This is a genomic window from Pseudomonas sp. NPDC012596, assembly GCF_042902325.1.
Taxonomy (GTDB): domain Bacteria; phylum Pseudomonadota; class Gammaproteobacteria; order Pseudomonadales; family Pseudomonadaceae; genus Aquipseudomonas.
This window is the reverse complement of record NZ_JBIBEB010000006.1, coordinates 27,443-47,391: the sequence shown is the minus strand read 5'-3', so window position 1 is coordinate 47,391 and position 19,949 is coordinate 27,443. Positions and strand designations below refer to the sequence as shown.

15 protein-coding genes and 1 pseudogene are annotated in these 19,949 nt (G+C 64.2%); 9 read left to right on the top strand and 7 right to left on the bottom strand.

Translation table 11 applies throughout. The features are described from left to right. Positions 1–17 precede the first annotated feature (17 nt). The 4 genes from ACFY68_RS09380 (at position 18) to pgm (ending at position 6,252) form a co-directional block, all read left to right on the top strand. A complete protein-coding gene (locus tag ACFY68_RS09380) occupies positions 18–509 on the top strand; it encodes a GNAT family N-acetyltransferase (RefSeq protein WP_387525983.1) in 492 nt (163 codons plus the stop codon). Between the two features lie 111 nt (positions 510–620). After that, the gene (locus ACFY68_RS09375) at positions 621–2,270 is read left to right on the top strand and encodes a VRR-NUC domain-containing protein (RefSeq protein ID WP_387525980.1); all 1,650 of its coding nucleotides are present in this window, start codon (positions 621–623) and stop codon (positions 2,268–2,270) included. Further along, positions 2,267–4,528: an ATP-dependent DNA helicase gene (locus ACFY68_RS09370; RefSeq protein WP_387525977.1), complete on the top strand. Its 2,262-nt coding sequence runs from the start codon at positions 2,267–2,269 to the stop codon at positions 4,526–4,528. The genes ACFY68_RS09375 and ACFY68_RS09370 overlap by 4 nt, the downstream gene beginning before the upstream one ends. 86 nt (positions 4,529–4,614) lie before the next feature. Beyond that, positions 4,615–6,252, top strand: a complete 1,638-nt coding sequence (gene pgm / locus ACFY68_RS09365; protein WP_387525974.1) for a phosphoglucomutase (alpha-D-glucose-1,6-bisphosphate-dependent) — start codon at positions 4,615–4,617, stop codon at positions 6,250–6,252. Positions 6,253–6,391: 139 nt separating this feature from the next. Here pgm and ACFY68_RS09360 read toward each other — a convergent pair whose 3' ends face one another. Continuing rightward, positions 6,392–7,090 (bottom strand): pirin family protein, encoded by a 699-nt coding sequence (locus ACFY68_RS09360; protein ID WP_387525971.1) that lies wholly within the window; start codon positions 7,088–7,090, stop codon positions 6,392–6,394. Between the two features lie 186 nt (positions 7,091–7,276). Between ACFY68_RS09360 and ACFY68_RS09355 the strand changes: the two genes are divergently transcribed. The 4 genes and pseudogenes from ACFY68_RS09355 to ACFY68_RS09340 all read left to right on the top strand — a co-directional run bounded on the left by ACFY68_RS09355 (position 7,277) and on the right by ACFY68_RS09340 (position 13,249). Further along, positions 7,277–9,781: a UvrD-helicase domain-containing protein gene (locus ACFY68_RS09355; protein ID WP_387525968.1), complete on the top strand. Its 2,505-nt coding sequence runs from the start codon at positions 7,277–7,279 to the stop codon at positions 9,779–9,781. Between the two features lie 130 nt (positions 9,782–9,911). Beyond that, on the top strand, positions 9,912–10,838 hold the full coding sequence (locus ACFY68_RS09350; protein ID WP_387525965.1) for an alpha/beta fold hydrolase: 927 nt from the start codon (positions 9,912–9,914) through the stop codon (positions 10,836–10,838). Positions 10,839–10,914: 76 nt separating this feature from the next. Then, positions 10,915–11,334 (top strand): annotated as a pseudogene (locus ACFY68_RS09345) (VOC family protein). 241 nt (positions 11,335–11,575) lie between these two features. Beyond that, positions 11,576–13,249 carry an MFS transporter gene (locus tag ACFY68_RS09340; RefSeq protein WP_346615994.1) on the top strand — a complete coding sequence of 558 codons (1,674 nt, stop codon included), beginning with the start codon at positions 11,576–11,578 and terminating at the stop codon, positions 13,247–13,249. A 130-nt stretch (positions 13,250–13,379) separates the two neighbouring features. Here the strand turns inward: ACFY68_RS09340 and ACFY68_RS09335 are convergent, their stop codons facing one another. From ACFY68_RS09335 to ACFY68_RS09310, 6 genes are all read right to left on the bottom strand, one after another. Beyond that, entirely contained in the window at positions 13,380–13,949 is a 570-nt protein-coding gene (locus ACFY68_RS09335) for a hypothetical protein (protein ID WP_387525961.1), read from the bottom strand. Between the two features lie 76 nt (positions 13,950–14,025). Further along, positions 14,026–14,412, bottom strand: coding sequence for a VOC family protein (locus ACFY68_RS09330; protein ID WP_346615992.1), 387 nt, complete (start codon positions 14,410–14,412; stop codon positions 14,026–14,028). Between the two features lie 193 nt (positions 14,413–14,605). Then, complete coding sequence (locus ACFY68_RS09325) at positions 14,606–15,604, bottom strand: transketolase family protein (RefSeq protein WP_387525958.1); 999 nt, start codon at positions 15,602–15,604, stop codon at positions 14,606–14,608. After that, positions 15,601–16,449: a transketolase gene (locus ACFY68_RS09320; RefSeq protein WP_387525955.1), complete on the bottom strand. Its 849-nt coding sequence runs from the start codon at positions 16,447–16,449 to the stop codon at positions 15,601–15,603. The genes ACFY68_RS09325 and ACFY68_RS09320 overlap by 4 nt, the downstream gene beginning before the upstream one ends. Positions 16,450–16,495: 46 nt before the next feature. After that, complete coding sequence (locus ACFY68_RS09315) at positions 16,496–17,794, bottom strand: MFS transporter (protein WP_387525952.1); 1,299 nt, start codon at positions 17,792–17,794, stop codon at positions 16,496–16,498. 75 nt (positions 17,795–17,869) lie between these two features. After that, complete coding sequence (locus ACFY68_RS09310) at positions 17,870–18,619, bottom strand: SDR family NAD(P)-dependent oxidoreductase (protein ID WP_346615988.1); 750 nt, start codon at positions 18,617–18,619, stop codon at positions 17,870–17,872. A 188-nt stretch (positions 18,620–18,807) separates the two neighbouring features. On the opposite strand from ACFY68_RS09310, the gene ACFY68_RS09305 reads away from it, so the two are divergent. Continuing rightward, a complete protein-coding gene (locus ACFY68_RS09305) occupies positions 18,808–19,728 on the top strand; it encodes a LysR substrate-binding domain-containing protein (protein ID WP_346615987.1) in 921 nt (306 codons plus the stop codon). Positions 19,729–19,949 lie beyond the last annotated feature (221 nt).

Sequence of the window (19,949 nt, the reverse complement as noted above, 5' to 3'; positions counted from 1 at the left end):
GTTCAGGAGCCTAACCCATGAGCCAGCCGCACTTGCGCCACCCCGTTCCAAAGGATGCCGAACGCTGTTACGCGATCGAGATCGGTGCCTACGAGGGCGATGAAGCCGCGACCCTCGAAAAGATCCAGACCCGTATCACCGAATACCCGCAGGGCTTTCTCATCCTTGAGGTCGACGGCAAGGTCGTGGGTTTCATCAACAGCGGTTGCGCCCACGATGTGGTGATGTCGGATGAAGCATTCAAGGAATTGGTGGGGCATGACCCGGCTGCCGCCAATGTAGTGATCATGTCGGTGGTGGTGGACCCGGCCTATCAGGGCAAAGGCTACGCGACCGTGCTGATGAACGCCTTCATCCAGCACATGAAAGCGCTGGGCAAGCAAAGCATCCACCTGATGTGCAAGGAGCAGCATGTCGAGCTTTACCGCAAGATGGGCTACCAGTATGTGAAGCCATCGCCATCGGACCACGGCGGCATGGCCTGGCATGAAATGATCATGTCGCTCTGAGTGCTCGCAGTGCCATCCGTCGCCAGGTTGCCGACCTGACCCACGGCGCTTGCCAGGGTGGGTTATCTGTATGTATAAACAGTGCTCGCCCTCGTAGCCTGACCCTGCCCTGTGATCGCCCACTCTGTCGATGACCCGCTGTATTACCTGCATAACTTCCGCCAGGTGCTGCTGTGGGTTGAACAACGCTATGCCGATTTGCTCGACCCGCACGAGCTGGCCTTCATGCAGGCATTTGCCGGGCTGGACGCGCCGGCCCAGGCCCTGATGGTGCGCATGGTGATGCGCAAGGGCGAGCTGTTTCGCAGTGACCGCCTCGAGTACACCGAAATCGGCGATACCTGCAGCGCCTTGCAATCGTTGGAGGCGTTGGGCTGGGTACGCGAACCCGAGCAGTTAAGCCTGGAGCAGCTGTTTGCCCTGCTGCGCAAGGACGAGCTCGCCAGCGGTTTCGCCGGGCTGCTGAGCCGCCCACGCGCCGCCAAAAGCGACCTGCTCTCGCAACTTCAAGCTTTGGCGCCGGCGCCCAGGCCATTGTCCGAATGGTTTGCGCAGGCCCCGGTGCGCATCGTGCAATGGTGCCTGCAGCCTCTGTGCGACCGCATGCGCTTGCTGTTCTTCGGCAACTTGTACCAGGACTGGTCGGAGTTCGTCCTTGCCGACCTTGGCCTGTTGCGTTTCGAACAGGTGCCGTTCAGCCCCGGCTCGCGCGCCTTGCAGCAGCGCAGCGAAGTGGACCTGGCCTTGGCCTTGCACCAGTGCGCCGAGCGCCTGGAACAGGGGGAGCGGCCAGGGTCGATTGTCCAGGCGTTGGCGGGCTGGCACAGTGACAACCCGTGGCTGGCCCGGCGCCACGGCCGCTTGCTGTTTGCCCTCGGCCAGCAGTGCGAACGCCTGGGCGAGTGGGACCTGGCCCTTGCGGTGTATGCCCAGAGCAGCCACGCGCAAGCGCGTATTCGCCAGGTGCGTGTGCTGGAGCGCAGCGAGCGCTGGCAACAGGCCCACGCGCTGGCCGTGCAACTGGCCGAAGCACCGGCCAACCCCCTGGAGGTGCAAGCGCTGCAACGCGTGCTGCCACGCCTGGTGCGCAAACTTGGCGGGCCCGCCCAGCCACGCCGGCGCGCTAGGCCCGCGCCGGTGATCGAGCTGGAACTGCCGCGCGAGCACGCAGCGCTTGGTGTCGAAGAGGCGGTACGGCAACACCTGGCACAAGCCGGTGGTGAGGTCCATTACGTCGAGAACACGCTGTTCAACAGCTTGTTCGGCTTGTTGTGCTGGGACGCGATCTTCGCCCCGGTGCCCGGTGCCTTTTTCAACCCTTTCCAGGCCGCACCCCAGGATTTGCACGACTGTGACTTCCAGGCACGGCGCGCCGCTCAATTTGACGCGTGCCTGGGGCGGCTCGATGACGGTACCCATCACCAGGCCATTCTCGACCGTTACGCGGCCAAGCAAGGCCTGCAATCGCCGTTCGTGTTCTGGCCAATGCTCAGCGATGCCTTGCTCACGCAGGCATTGGCCTGCCTGCCGGCCGCGCACCTCAAACACTGCTTCCTGCGCTTGTTGCAGGACATCCGCAACAACCGCGCCGGTATGCCCGACCTGATCCAGTTCTGGCCGGAGCAGGGCCTTTACCGCATGGTCGAGGTCAAGGGGCCGGGCGACCGCTTGCAAGACAACCAATTGCGCTGGCTGGAATTCTGCGCCGAGCACGGCCTGCCGGTAGCGGTGTGCCATGTGCGCTGGAGCGAGGCAGCGTGAGTTACCGGGTAGCGGTGCGTGCCTTGTGTGAGTTCAGTGCCAAGGTCGGTGACCTGGACTTGCGCTTCACCCCGTCGCCCACCGCCCAGGAGGGTATCGAAGGGCATCGCCGGGTAGTGGCCCGGCGTGCTGCTGGTTACGAGGCTGAGGTTGCCCTCGAAGGTAGCTACCAGGGCCTTCAGGTACGTGGCCGCGCCGATGGCTATGACCCGGTTGCCAACCGCCTGGAAGAGATCAAGACCTACCGTGGCGACCTGGCCCGGCAGCCAGGTAACCACCGCCAACTGCACTGGGCTCAAGCCAAGGTCTACGCCTGGCTGATGTGCCAGGCGCGGCAGTTGCCGGCCATCGAGGTGGCGCTGGTGTACCTGCATGTCGACAACGATGGCCAGACGCTGATTAGCGAACACTACAGCGCCGCCACGCTGCAAACCTTCTTCGAAACCCAGTGCCAGCGTTTTCTGGCTTGGGCTCACGGCCAGGAGCAGCGGCTCACCGAGCGTAACCTGGGCCTGCAGGCGCTGGCGTTTCCTTACCCGCAGTTTCGCCAGGGCCAGCGGCAACTGGCCGAAACCCTGTACAAGGCAGTCAGCACCGGCCGCTGCCTGATGGCCCAGGCCAGTACCGGCATCGGCAAGACCCTCGGCACGCTGTTCCCGCTGCTCAAGGCCATGGTGCCGCAACAGCTCGACAAGCTGTTCTTCCTGACCGCCAAGACGCCTGGGCGGGCACTGGCGCTGGACGCCCTGCAGCAGGTCAGCGACGGCTCGCCGCAACCTGCGTTGCGAACCCTGGAGCTGATCGCCCGCGACAAGGCCTGTGAACACCCGGACAAAGCTTGCCATGGCGAATCCTGCCCGTTGGCTAAAGGCTTCTACGACCGTTTGCCCGCCGCGCGTGAAGCAGCTGCCCAGCTGCCGATGCTGGACCGCGCCCGCCTGCGCGAAGTTGCCCTGGCGCACCAGGTTTGCCCGTATTACCTGGGGCAGGAGATGGCCCGCTGGGTGGATGTGCTGGTAGCCGACTACAACTATTACTTCGACGCCCACGCCTTGCTGTTCAGCCTGAGCCAGGCCAACCAGTGGCGGGTGGCGGTGCTGGTGGACGAGGCGCACAACCTGGTGGAGCGCGGCCGCAGCATGTACAGCGCCAGCCTTGACCAGGGGCAACTGATGGCTTTGCGCCAGAGCAAGCCGCATGGCCTGGTCAGCGCGCTGGACCGGCTCAATCGGCAGTGGAATGCCCTGTACAAGGAGCAACGCGCGCCTTACCAGGCCACCGAGCAATTACCGGACGCCTTTCTGCGTGCGCTGCAGCAGTGCATCGGCCTGATTCAGGAACGCCTGAACGAAACGCCCACTGAAGTGGATGCGCAGGTGCTGCAGTTTTTCTTCCAGGCGCTGCAGTTCAGCCGTGTTGCCGAACTGTTCGATGAGCATTTCCTGTTCGATGTGAGCCTGCGCGAAGGCCCGCGCAAGCGGCGCCTGGCCAGCCTGTGCTTGCGTAATGTCACGCCTGCACGGCTGCTTGGCCCGCGCATGCAGGCGGCGCGCAGCGTGACACTGTTCTCGGCCACCCTCAGCCCCCGGCATTTCTACACCGACCTGCTGGGCATGCCGGCGGATACTGCCTGGCTTGAAGTGGCGGCGCCGTTTCGTGCCGAGCAGCTCGAAGTGCGCATCGCCAGCCAGGTCTCCACCCGTTACCGCGAGCGCCAGGCATCGCTGGCGCCGATCGTCGCGCTGATCGCCGAGCAGTACCAACGCCAGCCGGGCAACTACCTGGCGTTCTTCAGCAGTTTCGAATACCTGCAGCAGGTCTACGCGCTGTTGGCCGAGCGGCATCCGGCGATACCGACCTGGGCTCAAGCGCCAGGCATGGATGAAGCCGCGCGTGGGGCATTTCTTGCGCGTTTTGCCCCGGATGGGCAGGGCGTCGGCTTCGCTGTGCTCGGCGGCGCCTTTGGCGAGGGTGTCGACCTGCCCGGCACCCGCCTGATCGGTGCGTTTGTCGCCACCCTCGGGCTGCCTCAGGTCAACCCAGTGAACGAACAGTTCAAGCAACGCCTGGGGCGGCAGTTCGGCGCTGGTTTCGACTATGCCTACCTTTACCCAGGCGTGCGCAAGGTGATCCAGGCCGCAGGGCGCGTCATCCGCGGCGACCAGGACCGTGGGGTGCTGGTGTTGATCGATGAGCGCTTTGCCGAGGCGCGAGTGCAGCAAATGTTCCCCAGCTGGTGGCAGACGGCCAGCGAATAATCCCTGGCAAGCCCTTCGCATGGCATTGCAACTCCCAGTACACTGCGTGTTCAAACTCCAACATCCGTTGAACTCGAGGTTTTTGCATGACGCTCAGTCCTTTGGCAGGCAAGCCGGCTCCGGCCAGCGTGCTGGTCGATATTCCCCGCCTGCTCACCGCTTACTACACTGGCCGCCCCGACGCGTCCGTGGCGGCCCAGCGCGTGGCCTTCGGCACTTCAGGGCACCGGGGCAGCTCGTTCGACCTGAGCTTCAATGAAGATCACGTACTGGCGATCACCCAGGCCATCTGCCTGTATCGCCAGGAAAAGGGCATCGATGGCCCGTTGTTCATTGGCGCCGACACCCACGCGCTGTCGACGCCGGCCGCTGCCAGCGCGCTGGAAGTGCTGGCCGCCAATGGCGTGCAGGTGATGCTGTCCAAAGACGATGAGTACACCCCGACGCCGGCGGTGTCCCACGCGATCCTCTGCTACAACCGTGGCCGCACAGATGGCCTGGCCGACGGCATCGTCATCACCCCGTCGCACAATCCGCCGCAGAGCGGTGGCTTCAAGTACAACCCACCCAATGGCGGCCCGGCCGACAGCGACGTGACCAAGTGGGTCGAGGCCAAGGCCAACGAACTGCTCGCCGCAGGGCTTGCCGGCGTCAAGCGCATGGACCACACCCAGGCGCTGCAGGCACCGACGACCCATCGCCATGACTACGTGAGCAACTACGTTGCCGATCTGGAAAACGTCATCGACTTCGACGTCATCCGCAGCGCCAAGCTACGCCTGGGCGTCGACCCGTTGGGCGGGGCAGGGGTGCGCTACTGGTCGGCAATCGCCGAGCATTACAAGCTGGACCTGGAAGTGGTCAACACCGAGGTCGACCCGACCTTCCGCTTCATGACCGTCGACTGGGACGGCCAGATCCGCATGGACCCATCCTCGCCTTATGCCATGCAAGGCCTGATTGGCCTGCGCGAGCGTTTCGACGTGGCGTTCGCCTGCGACCCGGACCACGACCGGCATGGCATCGTCACCGCCGATGGCCTGCTGCAGCCGAACAACTACCTGGCCGTGGCCATCGATTACCTGTACCGCAACCGCCCGCAGTGGCGTAGCGACGCTGCCGTGGGCAAGACGGTGGTGTCCAGCGGCCTGATCGACCGGGTTACCAAGCGCCTGGGCCGTGAACTGTATGAAGTGCCGGTGGGCTTCAAGTACTTCGCTCAAGGCCTGTTCGACGGTTCGTTGGGTTTCGGGGGTGAAGAGAGTGCCGGTGCATCGTTCCTGCGCAAGGACGGTTCGGTTTGGGCGACCGACAAGGACGGCCTGATTCCGGCCCTGCTCGCTGCGGAGATGACTGCACGTACGGGGCGCAATCCGAGCCAGGCTTATGCCGACCTCACCGAGGCGCTGGGCAAACCATTCGCCACCCGTGTGGAAGCCAAGGCCGATCCGCGCCAGAAAGCCCTGCTGAGCAAATTGGCGCCGGAGCAGGTCAAGTCGACCGAGTTGGCGGGCGAGCCGATCGAGCAGATCCTCAGCCATGCACCGGGCAATGGCCAGGCCATCGGTGGCTTGAAAGTGATGACCGCCAACGGCTGGTTCGCCGCGCGACCTTCGGGGACCGAAGACATCTACAAAATCTACGCCGAGAGCTTTATCGATGAGGCGCATTTGCAGCGCCTGGTGGCAGAAGCGCAGGTGTTGGTGGATGCCGCAATTGCTTGATTGATCTGATGAAGGAGGGCTGCTTTGCAGCCCATCGCCGGCAAGCCGGCTCCTACAGGTTTAGCAGTGGCCCGCAGAGCGGTGCAATACCTGTGGGAGCCGGCTTGCCGGCGATGGGCCGCACAGCGGCCCCCGACACTCAAGCCACATCGACCAGCACGATCTCGCTGTTCTCGATAGCTGTTACACGTAACACTTGCTCATCCTCGATCGCTACGCCATCACGGCCCTTGGCGCGCAAGCCGTTGACTTCCACCAGCCCTTTGGCCGGCACCAGGTAACCCCGGCGCCCGGCATCGAAGCGGTATTCAGCCGTCTCACCTGCCTGCAAGGTAGCCGCCACCAGGCGCGCATCGGTGCGGATCTGCAAGCTCTGCTCATCACCGGCCCGGCCGCTGGCCAAGGTCACGAAGCCTTCGCCGCGCTCACCTTTGGGGAACGGCTGGGTACCCCACGACGGTGCATCGCCAACCCGCTCCGGCACAATCCAGATCTGGAAAATGCGCGTATCGACCTCTTCCAGGTTGTACTCGCTGTGCACGATGCCGCTGCCGGCACTCATCACCTGCACATCACCGGCCTCGGTACGGCCCTTGTTGCCCAGGCTGTCCTGGTGGGTAATGGCGCCCTCACGCACATAGGTGATGATTTCCATGTCGCGGTGCGGGTGTGGCGGGAAGCCACTGCCAGCCGCGATCAGGTCGTCGTTCCATACCCGCAGGTTGCCCCAGTGCATGCGCGCCGGGTCATGGTATTCGGCAAACGAGAAGTGGTGGTGCGCGTCGAGCCAGCCGTGGTTGGCGTGGCCGAGGCCTTCGAACGGTCGCAGTTGCAGCATGGTCGGGCTCCTTCAATCAGTGGAATGGCGCCATGATGCTGCAAAAAAAGATCGAAAATAAGCGTGAATATTGGCTAAATATAATCGAATTAGTAGATTGAATATAACAATGTAAAATGTGCGATTCATCGCCTAATCCACTGATCTGCAAGCATTCGCTGGCGATTTTTTGCCGATGCGGCGAACATGCAGGCTGATTCGATTTTCAACGGAGTGACCGTGGCCCACGAGCAACCCCAGGCCCCAGCCGAACTGACCCCGCCCGCCCAATTGCCCTGGCTGCGCCGCCTTGCCGCGCGGCTGTTGGGCCGTGGCCTCAGCCGCCTGCAGGCACAACACCGCGATTCGTGGTTCCTTGGCCACGCCACCGGCCAGCGCAGTGGCCATGCAGATGGGCTGCGTGATGGCCTGGAGCAGGGGCGGGTCGAAGGTTACGAGGCGGGGCGCCAGGTGCTGGTGATCCGTGATGCTCGCCCGGCCACCGCCGCGGTGCCTGGCCAGGACGATAATCTGTTCGACGACTGGCGCCTGCCGCTGTCTGCAGAGCTGAAAAAGCGCTTCAAGGCCGACGTCGCCCAGCGCCTGCCGGCCGAAGCCCAGCCCAGCGCGGCCCAGTGGAAGCTGATTTTTAGCGACACACCGTCCACCTGCGTGGTGGCCGGGGCCGGGGCGGGCAAATCCACCTCGCTGGTGCTGCGCATTCTGCTGTTGCGCCATTACCTGGGCTATGAGCTGGATGCGATGACCGTGGTGACCTTCACCCGTGAGTCACGCAAGGACTTCATCAAGCGCCTGGTGCAGGTGTTCGGGCTTTGGCAGCTCGACCTGCCGCCCGCCCGCGCACGCGAGCTCGTGCGCACCTTCCATTCGCGCATACTGCCGCTGGTGCGCAGCGTGCCGGGGTTCGGCCAGGTGCGCGCGTTCGAGACCCTGGGTAACGAAATGCCTGCGGGTAGCGAAGCGGAGGCCGAGAGCAACCCATTCGACTTGCGCCTGAACGACGCCCAGCGTCAGCAGCTCAACCTGTGCTATCGCGACCTGCTCGCCGAAAGCCCACGCTTTACCGAAATTGTCGCGCACCTGCGCCGTGATGCCCTGCAACTCAAACCGCTGGACCCGGACCACCCCGATGTGCAGAAGCGCGTGCAGGTGACGCAACTGGCCGCCCAGCGCGACGAAGAGCTGAGCGACGTGATCGAGGACCTGTGGTTCGCTGCCGGCGTGTGGCCAATCAAAGGCATCGAGCCGTGCCGCGAAACGGTCGAGATCCGCGGCAGCCGGTTCCACGTGCATGGCCGCCTGGAGGGGCTGGATGCCTGGGTGGTGCTGGGTTTCGACCCGTCTGAAAGCGCCCAATACCAGCGCCCTGGCGCCAAGCTGGCAGTGCGTGCGGAATGGGCGGTCAAGCGCACGTTGCTGCAGGCATTCTGCGACAAGCCGCTGATCTGGCTGGACAACTACGCCATGGCCCGGCGCCTGGCCGCTTCGCTGGCGGGCGATGCGGTGGCAGGGCCGGGCTTCGAGTACAAGGTCAAAGGCGAACTGGCCCCGGCGCCGTTGCTTGATGCCTTCGTAGGTGCGGCAAGCTTTATCGAGAACCTGGGCCTGGAGGTGAACAGCGCCGTGGCGGCCATGAGCTTCCCGTCCGGTGACAGCGATGCGCTGTTCTTCGAGGCCCTGGCGCTGTACTGGAAGGCCCTCGAGGCGCACCTGCTGAACCAGTCGCCACCGGTGATGAGCTACAACCGCATGTTCGCCCTGTTCGGTGAGAACAACCCGGAAAACCTGCAACTGCTGCCGGACCCGTTGCTCAGGCCGTTGGCACACCTGATGATCGATGAGTTCCAGGACGTCTCCCCGCAAATCGTCAGCTGGCTGCGCGCCAGCCTCGCCGAGATCCGCCGCCGTGGCCCGAGCATGCACACGGGCCGCAACGCCCAGCATTCCTCGCTGCTGTGCGTGGGTGACGACTGGCAGTCGATCTACGGCTGGCGTGGCAGTTCGCCCAAGTACTTCATGGAGTTCACCAAGGCGTTCCCGTCCCCGGCCAACACGCGGGTGATGCTGGTGGACAACTACCGGTGCCAACAACAGGTGATCGATGCGGCTGAGCACCTGGTAAAGGGCACCCCGGCCATTGCTGGCAAGAAGGCGCGTGCCAGCGGGCCTGCCGCCGATTTGCCTGGCGTGCCGGTCAGGGTCTTCGACCGAGACGAGGCCGCCCTGGGCGAGACGCTCATCGAGCATTACCAACGCGGCGAGTCGGTGATGTTGCTGTACCGCAAGGGCAGCGACAAAGCCCTGATGAACGACCACCTGCACACTGTGCTGCAGGCCGAAGCGGCGTTGCCTGCAGAGCAGCGCCGCCTGCGCCAGTTGACGTATCACAGCGCCAAGGGGCTGCAGGCCGATGCCGTGTTCATGCTCGGCGACTGTCAGTACCTCACCAGTTCACCGTACAAGAACCAGGTGTACCGGCTGGCCGGGCTGGGCCGCTCGGGCGACGCGCAACCGTTCGACACGGCGCAGAAGGAAGAGGTGCAGCGCCTGGCCTACGTCGCGGTGACGCGTGCGGTCAGGCACTGTTACTGGCATGTCGAGGCCACCCAGGGCGAGGCGCCGGGCGCTTCGCGGGCCTCCAGCCAGGTGGATGGCCGGCAGGTGTTCTTCGAGGACTTGCGCGGCCAGTGAGGGCGAATGTGACTTGGCTCAGCCTGGCTGCTTGAAGGTCGGTCTCGTGCACGTCTGGGTCGGTAGCGGGCCAGCAGCCACGGCGCATCTGCGAGAGGGTGAAGCACACCATGGGCCAAGGAGAATCACAATGCGCTCACCGTGCAGCCCCAAGGATCATTTGCTTGACCTCAACGGTATCGAAATAGCGGTACGCACCTGGGGGCCGGAAGACGGCATACCTGTGCTGGCCCTGCACGGCTGGCTGGACAATGCCGCGTCGTTCGAGCGGCTTGCCCCCTTGCTCGACGGCTGCTTCGTGGTCGCCCCTGACCTGGTCGGCCACGGCCGCTCCGACCACCGCCGCCACGACAGTGGCTACTACCTCTGGGAGCACGCCGAGGACATGCTGGCGGTCACCGACAGCCTCGGCCTGGCGCAATTCCATGTGCTGGCCCACGGCATGGGCAGCGGCATTGCTTCGTTGCTGGCAGCCATGACCAGCAGCATAGCCAGCATGATTTTTATCGACGGCATGGGCGCGCCGTTCACCGTCAGTGAAGGCAGCCGGGTAGAGCACCTGGCCCGCGCCTACCGGCTCAAGCGCATGCTCCAGCGCAGCCAGTTGCAGCGTTTCGGCGAGCCGGATGCTAGCCGCTTCGACAACCTCGAAACGGCCATGCAGCAACGGCGCCGCCGCCTGGATGGTGAATTGTCGGAGGAGGCCGCCCGTGTACTGGCCCAGCGTGACCTGCTGCAACTGGCTGACGGCTATTGCTGGCGCCACGACCCGCGCCTAGTGCTGCCAGAGCCCATGCCATTGACCGAGCGGGAAGCCTGTGACTTGCTCAGGGAAATCCGCTGCCCGCTGTACCTGATGTTCGGCCGGCAGGGCGCATTCACCGCAGGGGCGTTCGAACGGCGCGAGGCGTCATTGCCCGCCAATGCGCGGGTCTCCTGGCACCCAGGCGGGCACCATTTTCACTTGGAGGCACCGGACCGTGCGCTGGTCGATCAGATCCTGCGCGTGTTGGCGCGCCATGAGGGTGGGCTGCTGCAGCGGCTGGTCAACCAGTAACGGGTGATGGTCGGCCGGCCTGCCGATGCGCTATGGTGGGGCGCGACACCCCGCCCGCGCCACAAGGAGATCCGGCATGCGACCGTTCGCCATCAAGCACATCGACCACCTGGTGTTGCGGGTCAGCGACCTGCAACGCAGCGTGGCCTTCTAACGCGATTTGCTGGGTTGCACGGTGAGCAGGGTGCGCGACGACCTGGGGATGGTCCACCTGGCCAACGGTACTGCAATGATTGATCTGGTCACCCTCGATGGCCCGCTGGGCCGCCCAGGCGGCGCCGCGCCGGGGCCTGAAGGGCGCAATTTGCACCACTTCTGCCTGCGTATCGAGCCGTTCGATGAGCAGGCACTGGTGGCATATCTGCAAGCAAACGGCGTGGCCGTGGAGCCTGCCGAAAAGCGCTACGGCGCCGAGGGCGAGGGGCCGTCGCTGTATTGCTACGACCCTGATGGCAACCAGGTCGAGCTCAAAGGGCCAGTGCAGCCGGCCGTATGACCCGGCGCAAGTGAGACGCCAGCCGGCTGAGGTACGGCAGTTTCCGGGGTAATGGCATTCGCAGGTGCTGGCAAGTGGACATCCCGGCAAAGCCGATTATGCTTCAGATACCTTGCTGCGATCCGAGGCGGCCCGCCTCGTCGTGCTTCGCGCAACCAAAGCAAGCCCTAGGGCCTGGGTGCGACGGTGAAATGGGTGTGAGGTACTCCGGCCTGCGATAACCACAATCCGGAGGCAACCCATGGCGGTTCTCGACAGCGCATCCACGGGCAGTAGCGCGCCCCAACGGGGTATCACCAAGGAGGAGCGCAAGGTCATCTTCGCCTCCTCGCTGGGTACCGTGTTCGAATGGTACGACTTCTACCTTTACGGCTCACTGGCGGCGATCATCGCCAAGCACTTTTTCGCCGGCGTCAACGAAACCACCTCATTCATCTTTGCACTGCTGGCCTTTGCCGCGGGGTTTGCCGTGCGGCCGTTCGGCGCCATCGTGTTCGGCCGCCTTGGCGACATGATCGGGCGCAAGCACACATTCCTGATCACCATCGTGATCATGGGCCTGTCGACGGCGATAGTCGGGTTGCTGCCCAGTTATGCCACGATCGGCGTGGCGGCGCCGGTGATCCTGATCAGCCTGCGGCTGCTGCAAGGTTTGGCATTGGGCGGCGAGTATGGCGGTGCGGCCACCTATGTCGCCGAGCATGCCCCTAAGGGCCGGCGTGGCTTCTTCACTGCCTGGATTCAGACCACTGCGACCCTCGGGCTGTTCTTGTCGTTGCTGGTGATCCTGGCCTGCCGCACAGCGATGGGCACCGAGGCGTTCGAAGCCTGGGGCTGGCGCATCCCGTTCCTGCTGTCGATCCTGCTGCTGGCGATCTCGGTGTACATCCGCCTGCAGCTCAACGAGTCGCCGGTGTTCTTGAAGATGAAGGCCGAGGGCAAGGCGTCGAAAGCGCCGCTGACAGAGTCGTTTGCCCGCTGGGAGAACCTCAAGGTGGTGATCATGGCGCTGCTCGGCGGCACCGCCGGCCAGGCCGTGGTGTGGTACACCGGGCAATTCTATGCGTTGTTCTTCCTGTTGCAGACGCTGAAGATCGACCCGCAGACGGCCAACTTGCTGATTGCGGGGTCGTTGTTGATCGGCACGCCGTTCTTCATCTTCTTCGGCAGCCTGTCCGACCGCATCGGGCGCAAGAAGATCATCATGGCAGGCTGCATCATCGCCGCGCTGACCTACTTCCCGATCTTCAAGGCGCTGACCGAGTACGGCAACCCGGACGTGTTCGTCGCCCAGGAGCAGAACCCTGTGGTGGTGGTCGCCGACCCTGACCAGTGCGCGTTCCAGTTCGACCCGGTGGGCAAGGCCAAATTCACCAGCTCCTGCGACATCGCCAAGAGCCTGCTGGCCAAGCGTGCAATCCCTTACCAGAACGTGAAGGCCGAGCCCGGCAGTGTGGCGCAGATTCGCATTGGCGAACGGGTGATCCCAAGCTTCGATGGCAGCCGCCTGCCGGCGGCCGAGCTCAAGACCCAAGGCGACGCCTTTACCGCAACCTTGACCGGGGCCTTGAAAGAGGCCGGCTACCCCGAAAAGGCCGACCCTGCGAAAATCCACTACCCGATGGTGCTGTTGCTGCTGACCATCCTGGTGATCTACGTGACCATGGTCTACGGGCCGATTGCAGCCTGGCTGGTGGAGCTGTTCCCGGCGCGCATCCGCTATACCTCGATGTCGCTGCCGTACCACATCGGCAACGGCTGGTTCGGCGGCTTTCTGCCGACCGTGGCGTTTGCCATGGTGGCGGCCACCGGGGATATCTACTACGGGCTGTGGTACCCGATTGTAATCGCGGTGATGACGGCGGTGCTGGGCATCTTCTTCCTGCCGGAGACCAAGGACCGGGAAATTACTTGAGCCTCGTGTAGGGCTTTCGGGCCTCATCGCCGGCAAGCCGGCTCCCACAGGTACTCCACCAGCCTTCAAAGCAGTGGCGTACCTGTGGGAGCCGGCTTGCCGGCGATGGGGCCGGCATTGAAAAACACAGTCAGTCGAAATACCCACGCAAGCTGAAGGCGTAGCCGGTATCCACGTCCTTGGCTTCACCCCGGCTCCAGCGCTTGGTCAACACGAACTCGAACGCCGGCTCGTACAAACCGTCACGCACCACTGCGCCCCCCAGCACCTCGACGTCATACCAGCCGTTCTCCAGCTCGATGATCGGCCGCCCCGGCACCTGGTAGCGCGCCAGCAGGTCGCCGAGGGTCTTGTTGGTGAAATGCTGGAGGATGCGCCAGGTGTACACCATCACCGCACGGTGTTCGACCTGCAGCACATAGCCGTTACGCCGGTGCTTCAGGCGGCTGCCCGGCTCGAGCAGGGCCGGGGTGGCGCCATCGAGGGTGAAGATGATGTGGTAGGGCAGGTTGTCGACCCCGGCCAAAGGCAGCACGACACCCTCGCGCACCGCCTGGTCACCGCTGTCGTTATGGGTGAATTCGCTGGCCAGGTCGTCGGGCAGGCCATGTTCATGCTTGAAGCGGTCGAGCAACTGGATGTCGCCGACCAGCAAGTAATCGACCAGGTCGTTGAGCACTTCGCTGAATTCGTGGCGCATTGGTTTTCCTTGTTGTGGCGCACCGGGAACTGCAGCAAATGTAGCGAATGCAACGTTGGCCTGCCATGGCCTGGCGTCAATGCTTCTGGGCGATCTGAATCAGGTTGCCACAGGTGTCGTCGAACACCGCGACGGTTACCGGGCCCAGGTCGGTGGGTGGCTGGGTGAATTTGACGCCGGCCTTGCACAAGCGTGTGTATTCGGCCTGGATGTCGCGCACGCCGAAGGAGGTCGCCGGGATGCCATCCTGTCGAAGCGCTGCCTTGTAGGTTTTGGCCGCAGGGTGGCTATCGGGTTCCAGCACCAGCTGGACGCCGTTGGGTTCATGGGGGGAGGTCAGGGTGAGCCAGCGATGCTGGCCCAAGGGTATATCGTCCTTGGGCTCGAAACCGAGCACGTAATGGTAGAAAGCCAAGGCCTTGGCCTGGTCGTCGACGAGGATGCTGGTGACAACGATCTTCATAGGCGCACACCTTCCTGCGGCTGTTTAACTTCCAGTAAAGACGGTCTGGGCTGATTCTCCAGCCGGGTTAGCTGTCAGTCCCGGCCTCATCGCCAGCAAGCCGGCTCCTGCAGGTACCGCACCGCACGTGGATTCGGTGCCTTTGTGCAGGCGCGGGCTTGCCCGCGATGAGGCCAGTATTGCCGCTAGCAGATCAGAGCCAGCCCTTGATCTGCTGCGCCACAGCCTCGGTGGAAATCCCGTACCGGTCATGCAAGGTCGGCAGCGCCCCCGCATCGAGGAACGCATCAGGCAGCGCGATCTGGCGGAAGGTCGGCGTCACGCCATTGCGCAACAGCACGCCGGCCACCGCTTCACCCAAGCCACCAATGACCGAGTGGTTCTCCGCCGTCACCACCAGGCGCCCCGGTTTGCGCGCCTCGGCCAGTATCGTTGCTTCATCCAGCGGCTTGATCGTCGGCACATGCAGCACCGACACGTCCACGCCATCCTTGTGTAGCTGCTCGGCTGCCTCCAACGCGCGCATGGTCATCAGGCCACTGGCAATCACCAGCACGTCGCGCCCGCCCCGCACCACTTGTGCCTTGCCCAGCTTGAACTGGTAGTCGTACCGGTCCAGCACCAACGGCACATTGCCGCGCAGCAGGCGCATGTACACGGGGCCTTGGTGGGCAGCGATGGCCGGCACCGCCTGCTCGATTTCCAGCGCATCGCAAGGGTCGACGATCATCAGGTTGGGCATGGCGCGCATGATCGCCAGGTCATCGGTGGCCTGGTGGCTGGGGCCATAGCCGGTGGTCAGGCCGGGCAGGGCGCAGACGATCTTGACGTTGAGGTTCTCTTCGGCAATGGCCATGCAGATGAAGTCGTACGCCCGCCGTGACGCAAACACGGCGTAGGTGGTGGCGAAGGGGGTAAAGCCTTCGCGGGCCATGCCAGCGGCAGCGCTCATCAGCAATTGTTCGGCCATGCCCATCTGGTAGAAGCGGTCCGGGTGGGCCTTGGCGAAGATGTGCAAGTCGGTGTATTTGGACAGGTCGGCGCTCAAGCCGACGATGTCCTGGCGCTGCTCGGCCAGCGCTGCCAGGGCGTGGCCGAACGGCGCCGGCCGGGTTGGCTGGCCCTCGGCGGCAATCGAGGCGATCATCGCCGAAGTGGTCAGGCGTTTTTGCGGTGCGGTCTGGCTGTTCATGCGTGGCTCCCGGCGTCCAGTGCTTGCAGGGCGAGGTCCCATTCGTGTTCGTCGACACGGATGAAGTGGGTCTTGTCGCGGTTTTCGAGGAAGGGCACACCCTTGCCCATGCGCGTGTCGCAAATGATCACGCGCGGTTGCGCAGCGCTATGCGCCCGGGCTTGGTCGAAGGCCTTGACCAAGGCATCGAGGTCGTTGCCGTCGACCCGTTGCGCATACCAGCCGAACGCCTGCCAGCGCTCGACGATCGGCTCGAAGGCGAGAATCTCGCTGGAGTGGCCGTCGGCCTGCTGGTTGTTGACGTCGACGATGGCGATCAGGTTGTCGAGCTTTCGGTGGCTGGCGGACATCACCGCTTCCCAGGTCGAGCCTTCGTTCAGCTCACCGTCGGAAAGCAGGTTGTACACCCAGTTGCTCGAGCCTTTGCGCTTGAGCCCAAGGCATGCGCCAACGGCGATGCCAAGGCCATGGCCGAGCGAGCCGCCGGTGATTTCCATGCCGGGGGTGTAGGCCGCCATCCCGGACATCGGCAAGCGGCTGTCGTCGCTGCCGTAGGTTTCCAGTTCGTCTTCAGGGATGACACCGGCCTCGATCAGCGCCGCATACAGGGCAATGGCGTAATGTCCGATGGACAGGTAGAAGCGGTCGCGGTGCTCCCACTCGGGGTTGGCCGGGTCCATGCGCAGGGCATGAAAGTAGGCCACTGCCAGCAGGTCGGCAGCGCCGAGCGCCTGGCCGATGTAACCCTGGCCCTGGACCTGGCCCATGCGCAGGGCATGGCGACGAATGTTGTGGGCGCGCGCAGCCAGAGGCAGCGCACCCGGGGTAGCGGGTACGGCGTTCATGGTGAGACTCCTTGCAGAGGAAATTACACAGGTGGTTGCAGACGCGTTAGCGGTTGACCAGGCTGGCCGGAATGCGGAACACCAGCCCGGCGCCGAAGATCAGCACGGCGGTGATCAGGTACATGCCGATGGCGTTGCTGCCCAGGGTGCTGGTGACCCAGCCAATCAGGAAGGGCGAGCAGAACCCGGCCAGGTTGGCGAAGCTGTTGACTGCCGCGATACCTGCGGCTGCCGATACACCGCCCAACAGGGTGGTCGGCAACATCCAGAACAGCGACGAGGCAGACAGAATACCGGCGGCGGCCAGGCATAAACTGAGGATCGACAGGCTCAGGTGGCTGGCGAACAGTGCGGCCAGGGTCAGGCCCAGGGCCCCGGCAAGCATGGGGATCGCCAGGTGCCAGCGGCGTTCGCGGTGGCGGTCGCCGCTGCGGCCGGCCAGCAGCATGACGCCGATCGCACAGAGGTACGGCAGGCTGGTCAGCAGGCCGATGTGCAAGGGCTCGCTGACGCCCGCGTTGCGCACCAGCGACGGGAGCCAGAAAGTAATGGCGTACTGGCCCATGACCACACAGAAGTAGATGCCTGCCAGCAGCCACAGGCGCCGGTCGCGGATGAAATCACCCACCGAGCCGTGATGCACCTTGTGCTGCTCGTCTTCGGCCAGTTCCTTGCGCACCAGCGCCTTTTCTTCATCGTTGAGCCAGTGCGCCTGCTCGACCCCATCCTTCAGGTAGCTCAGCACCAGGATGCCCACCAGCACCGTGGGGATCGCCTCCAGCAGGAACATCCATTGCCAGCCGGCCCAGCCATGCACGCCGGCAAAGCGCTCCATGATCCAGCCAGACAGCGGCCCGCCGACCATGCCCGAGAGCGGAATGGCGATGAACCACAGGGCGGTCATCTTTGCCCGCCGATAGGAGGGGAACCAGTACGTCAGGTACAGCAGCAGGCCCGGTGCCAGGCCGGCCTCGGCGACCCCGAGGAAAAAGCGCAGGGTGTAGAACTGCCAGGCTGTCTCGACGAAGGCGAACAGCGCCGAGATGATGCCCCAGGTGATCATGATGCGGGCGATCCAGCGCCGCGCGCCGACCTTGTGCAGGATGATGTTGCTGGGCACCTCGCAGAGGAAGTAGCCAATGAAGAACATGCCCGCGCCCAGGCCGTAAACCGCCTCGGACAGCGCCAGGTCGTCCATCATTTGCAGTTTGGCGAAGCCGACGTTGACCCGGTCGAGGTAGGCACACAGGTAGCACAGCATGAGAAACGGCATCAGCCGCCAGGCGGTCTTGCGGTAGGCATGGCTGCGCGCGGCGGTCGCCGCATCGAGGACGAGTGTAGTCATGTCGATCTGATCTCTTGTTGTTATCGATTGCCCCGCCGTGGCGGGGCTCAGATGCGAAATATCATGCCGTGTCGCTTAGTGGATCAGCATGCCCCCATTCACGTCCAGGGTAATGCCGGTCAGGTAGCTGGACAGGTCGCTGGCCAGGAACAGCGCCGCGTTGGCCACGTCACCGGCTTCGCCCAGGCGGCCCAGCGGAATGCCTTCGATGATGGCGTGGCGGCGCTCGTCCTGCATCAGGCCGCCGGTAATGTCGGTGTGGATCAGCCCGGGCGTGATGGCGTTGACCCGCACGTTGTCCGGCCCCAGTTCACGCGCCATGGCCTTGCCCAGGCCAAGCACAGCGGCCTTGGCGGCGCTGTAGTGCGGGCCGCCGAAGATACCGCCGCCACGTTGCGCCGAGACCGACGACATGCAGATGATGCTACCCGAGCGCTGGGCGCGCATCGTCGGGATCACGGCCTGGGACATCAGCAGGGTGCCACGCAGGTTGACGTCGAGGATGCGGTCGTAGTCCTTGCCGGTGATTTCCAGGGTTTTCACGGGCTGGGTAATGCCCGCGTTGTTGACCAGCACATCGATGCGGCCGAAGTGGGCCAGCACCTCGGCCACCGCGTCGCGCACCTGCGCTTCGTCAGCCACGTTGGCGGCCAGGCCCAGGTGGCCCTCGCCGAGCAGTGCGGCGGCATCGCGCGCGGCATTCAGGTCGAGGTCGAGGATGGCCACCTTGGCGCCTTGGGCGGCAAAGGCCTGGGCAGTGGCGCGGCCGATACCGCGCGCAGAGGCGGCGCCGGTGACGATTGCAATCTTGCCTTCGAGTAGCATGGGCAGTGCTCCGGATGATTGTTGTTGTGAGCAGCGGTTCCAGGCAGAACCGATGAGCACAGCTTGGTACCCGCGCCAGCACTGGGCAACGCATTGCGGTTCAGCCTATGCTGAAAAAAATTCAGCACGGGGCGGTTGTCGGCCACGTAGGCTGGCAACGCCTCAGCCCAGTTCACCCAGGGAATTCGATGAATCACGACACGGGCAAGAAGCCCCTTCAGCTACCACCGCTGAAAGCAATTCAGGCCTTCGAGCAGGCGGCGCGGTTTGGCAACGTCGCTCGGGCCGCTGAACAACTGAACCTGACGCCTTCGGCGGTCAGTCACCAGATTGCCAACCTGGAGGCGTTGATTGGCCGCCCGCTTTTTCTGCGTACAGCCAAGGGCGTGACCCTGACGGCTGCGGGCGACCAGTACTTGCGGGAGGTGTCCGGCATTTTGCAGAGCCTGGCCACGGCCACTGAACGCGCCGGCAGTGCCGTTGGCTTCGATTGCCTGCGCCTGCATTCGGCGCCGAGCTTTGGCCTGCTCTGGCTGCTGCCGCGGCTGGAGCAGTTCCGCGCCAGCCACCCGGACATTCAGATCAACCTGTCCTGTTCCTACGAGGCGCTGCATTTCGGCCGCCACCAGATCGACGTGGACATCCGCCACGGTTACCCCAACTGGCCGAGCCTGGAAGTGCGCACCATCCGCCACGAGCGCACCACGGTATTGGCCTCACCGGCGCTGCTGGAGCGCCAGCCGATCCAGCAGCCCGCCGACCTGCTGGGGCAAAACCTGATTCTGTCCGAGTCGGCACTGGTGCAATGGCCGCAGTGGTTTGCCCAGCAGGGTGTGTCGCTGCCGCAGGCGCCATTCGCCTTGAGTTTCGACCGCTCGTACATGAGCCTGGAGGCGGCAAGCCACGGGTATGGTTTTGCCCTGGAAAGCTCGTTGCTGTCACAGGACTATGTGGCGCGTGGGCAGTTGGTGGCGGTGTTTGGCGCCGAGCAGGCCAGCCCGGTGAGCGCGCACCACCTGGTGTTTCCGCGAGGGCACGCAGAGTTGCCGCGGGTGCGGCGGTTTCTGGCGTGGATGCAGGGGCAATTGGGGCATGACTTCAGCTATTGAGGTGGCGGTGCGGAGTTCGCCGATGATTTTTTAGGGCCCTTGAGATCGAGCGCCGCCCGCGCGGCGCTTCGCGGGGCAAGCCCGCTCCCACATTTGTTGCAACGTGCCATTCCAGTCAGGCCATGGTTGTCCGCCTTGGCGCATGACTAAAGATAGGTGAGGCGGCAGCAGTGCCAGCCGAAAAACCTCGTCGAGCCACCAAGGCTGACAACTATGGCTTA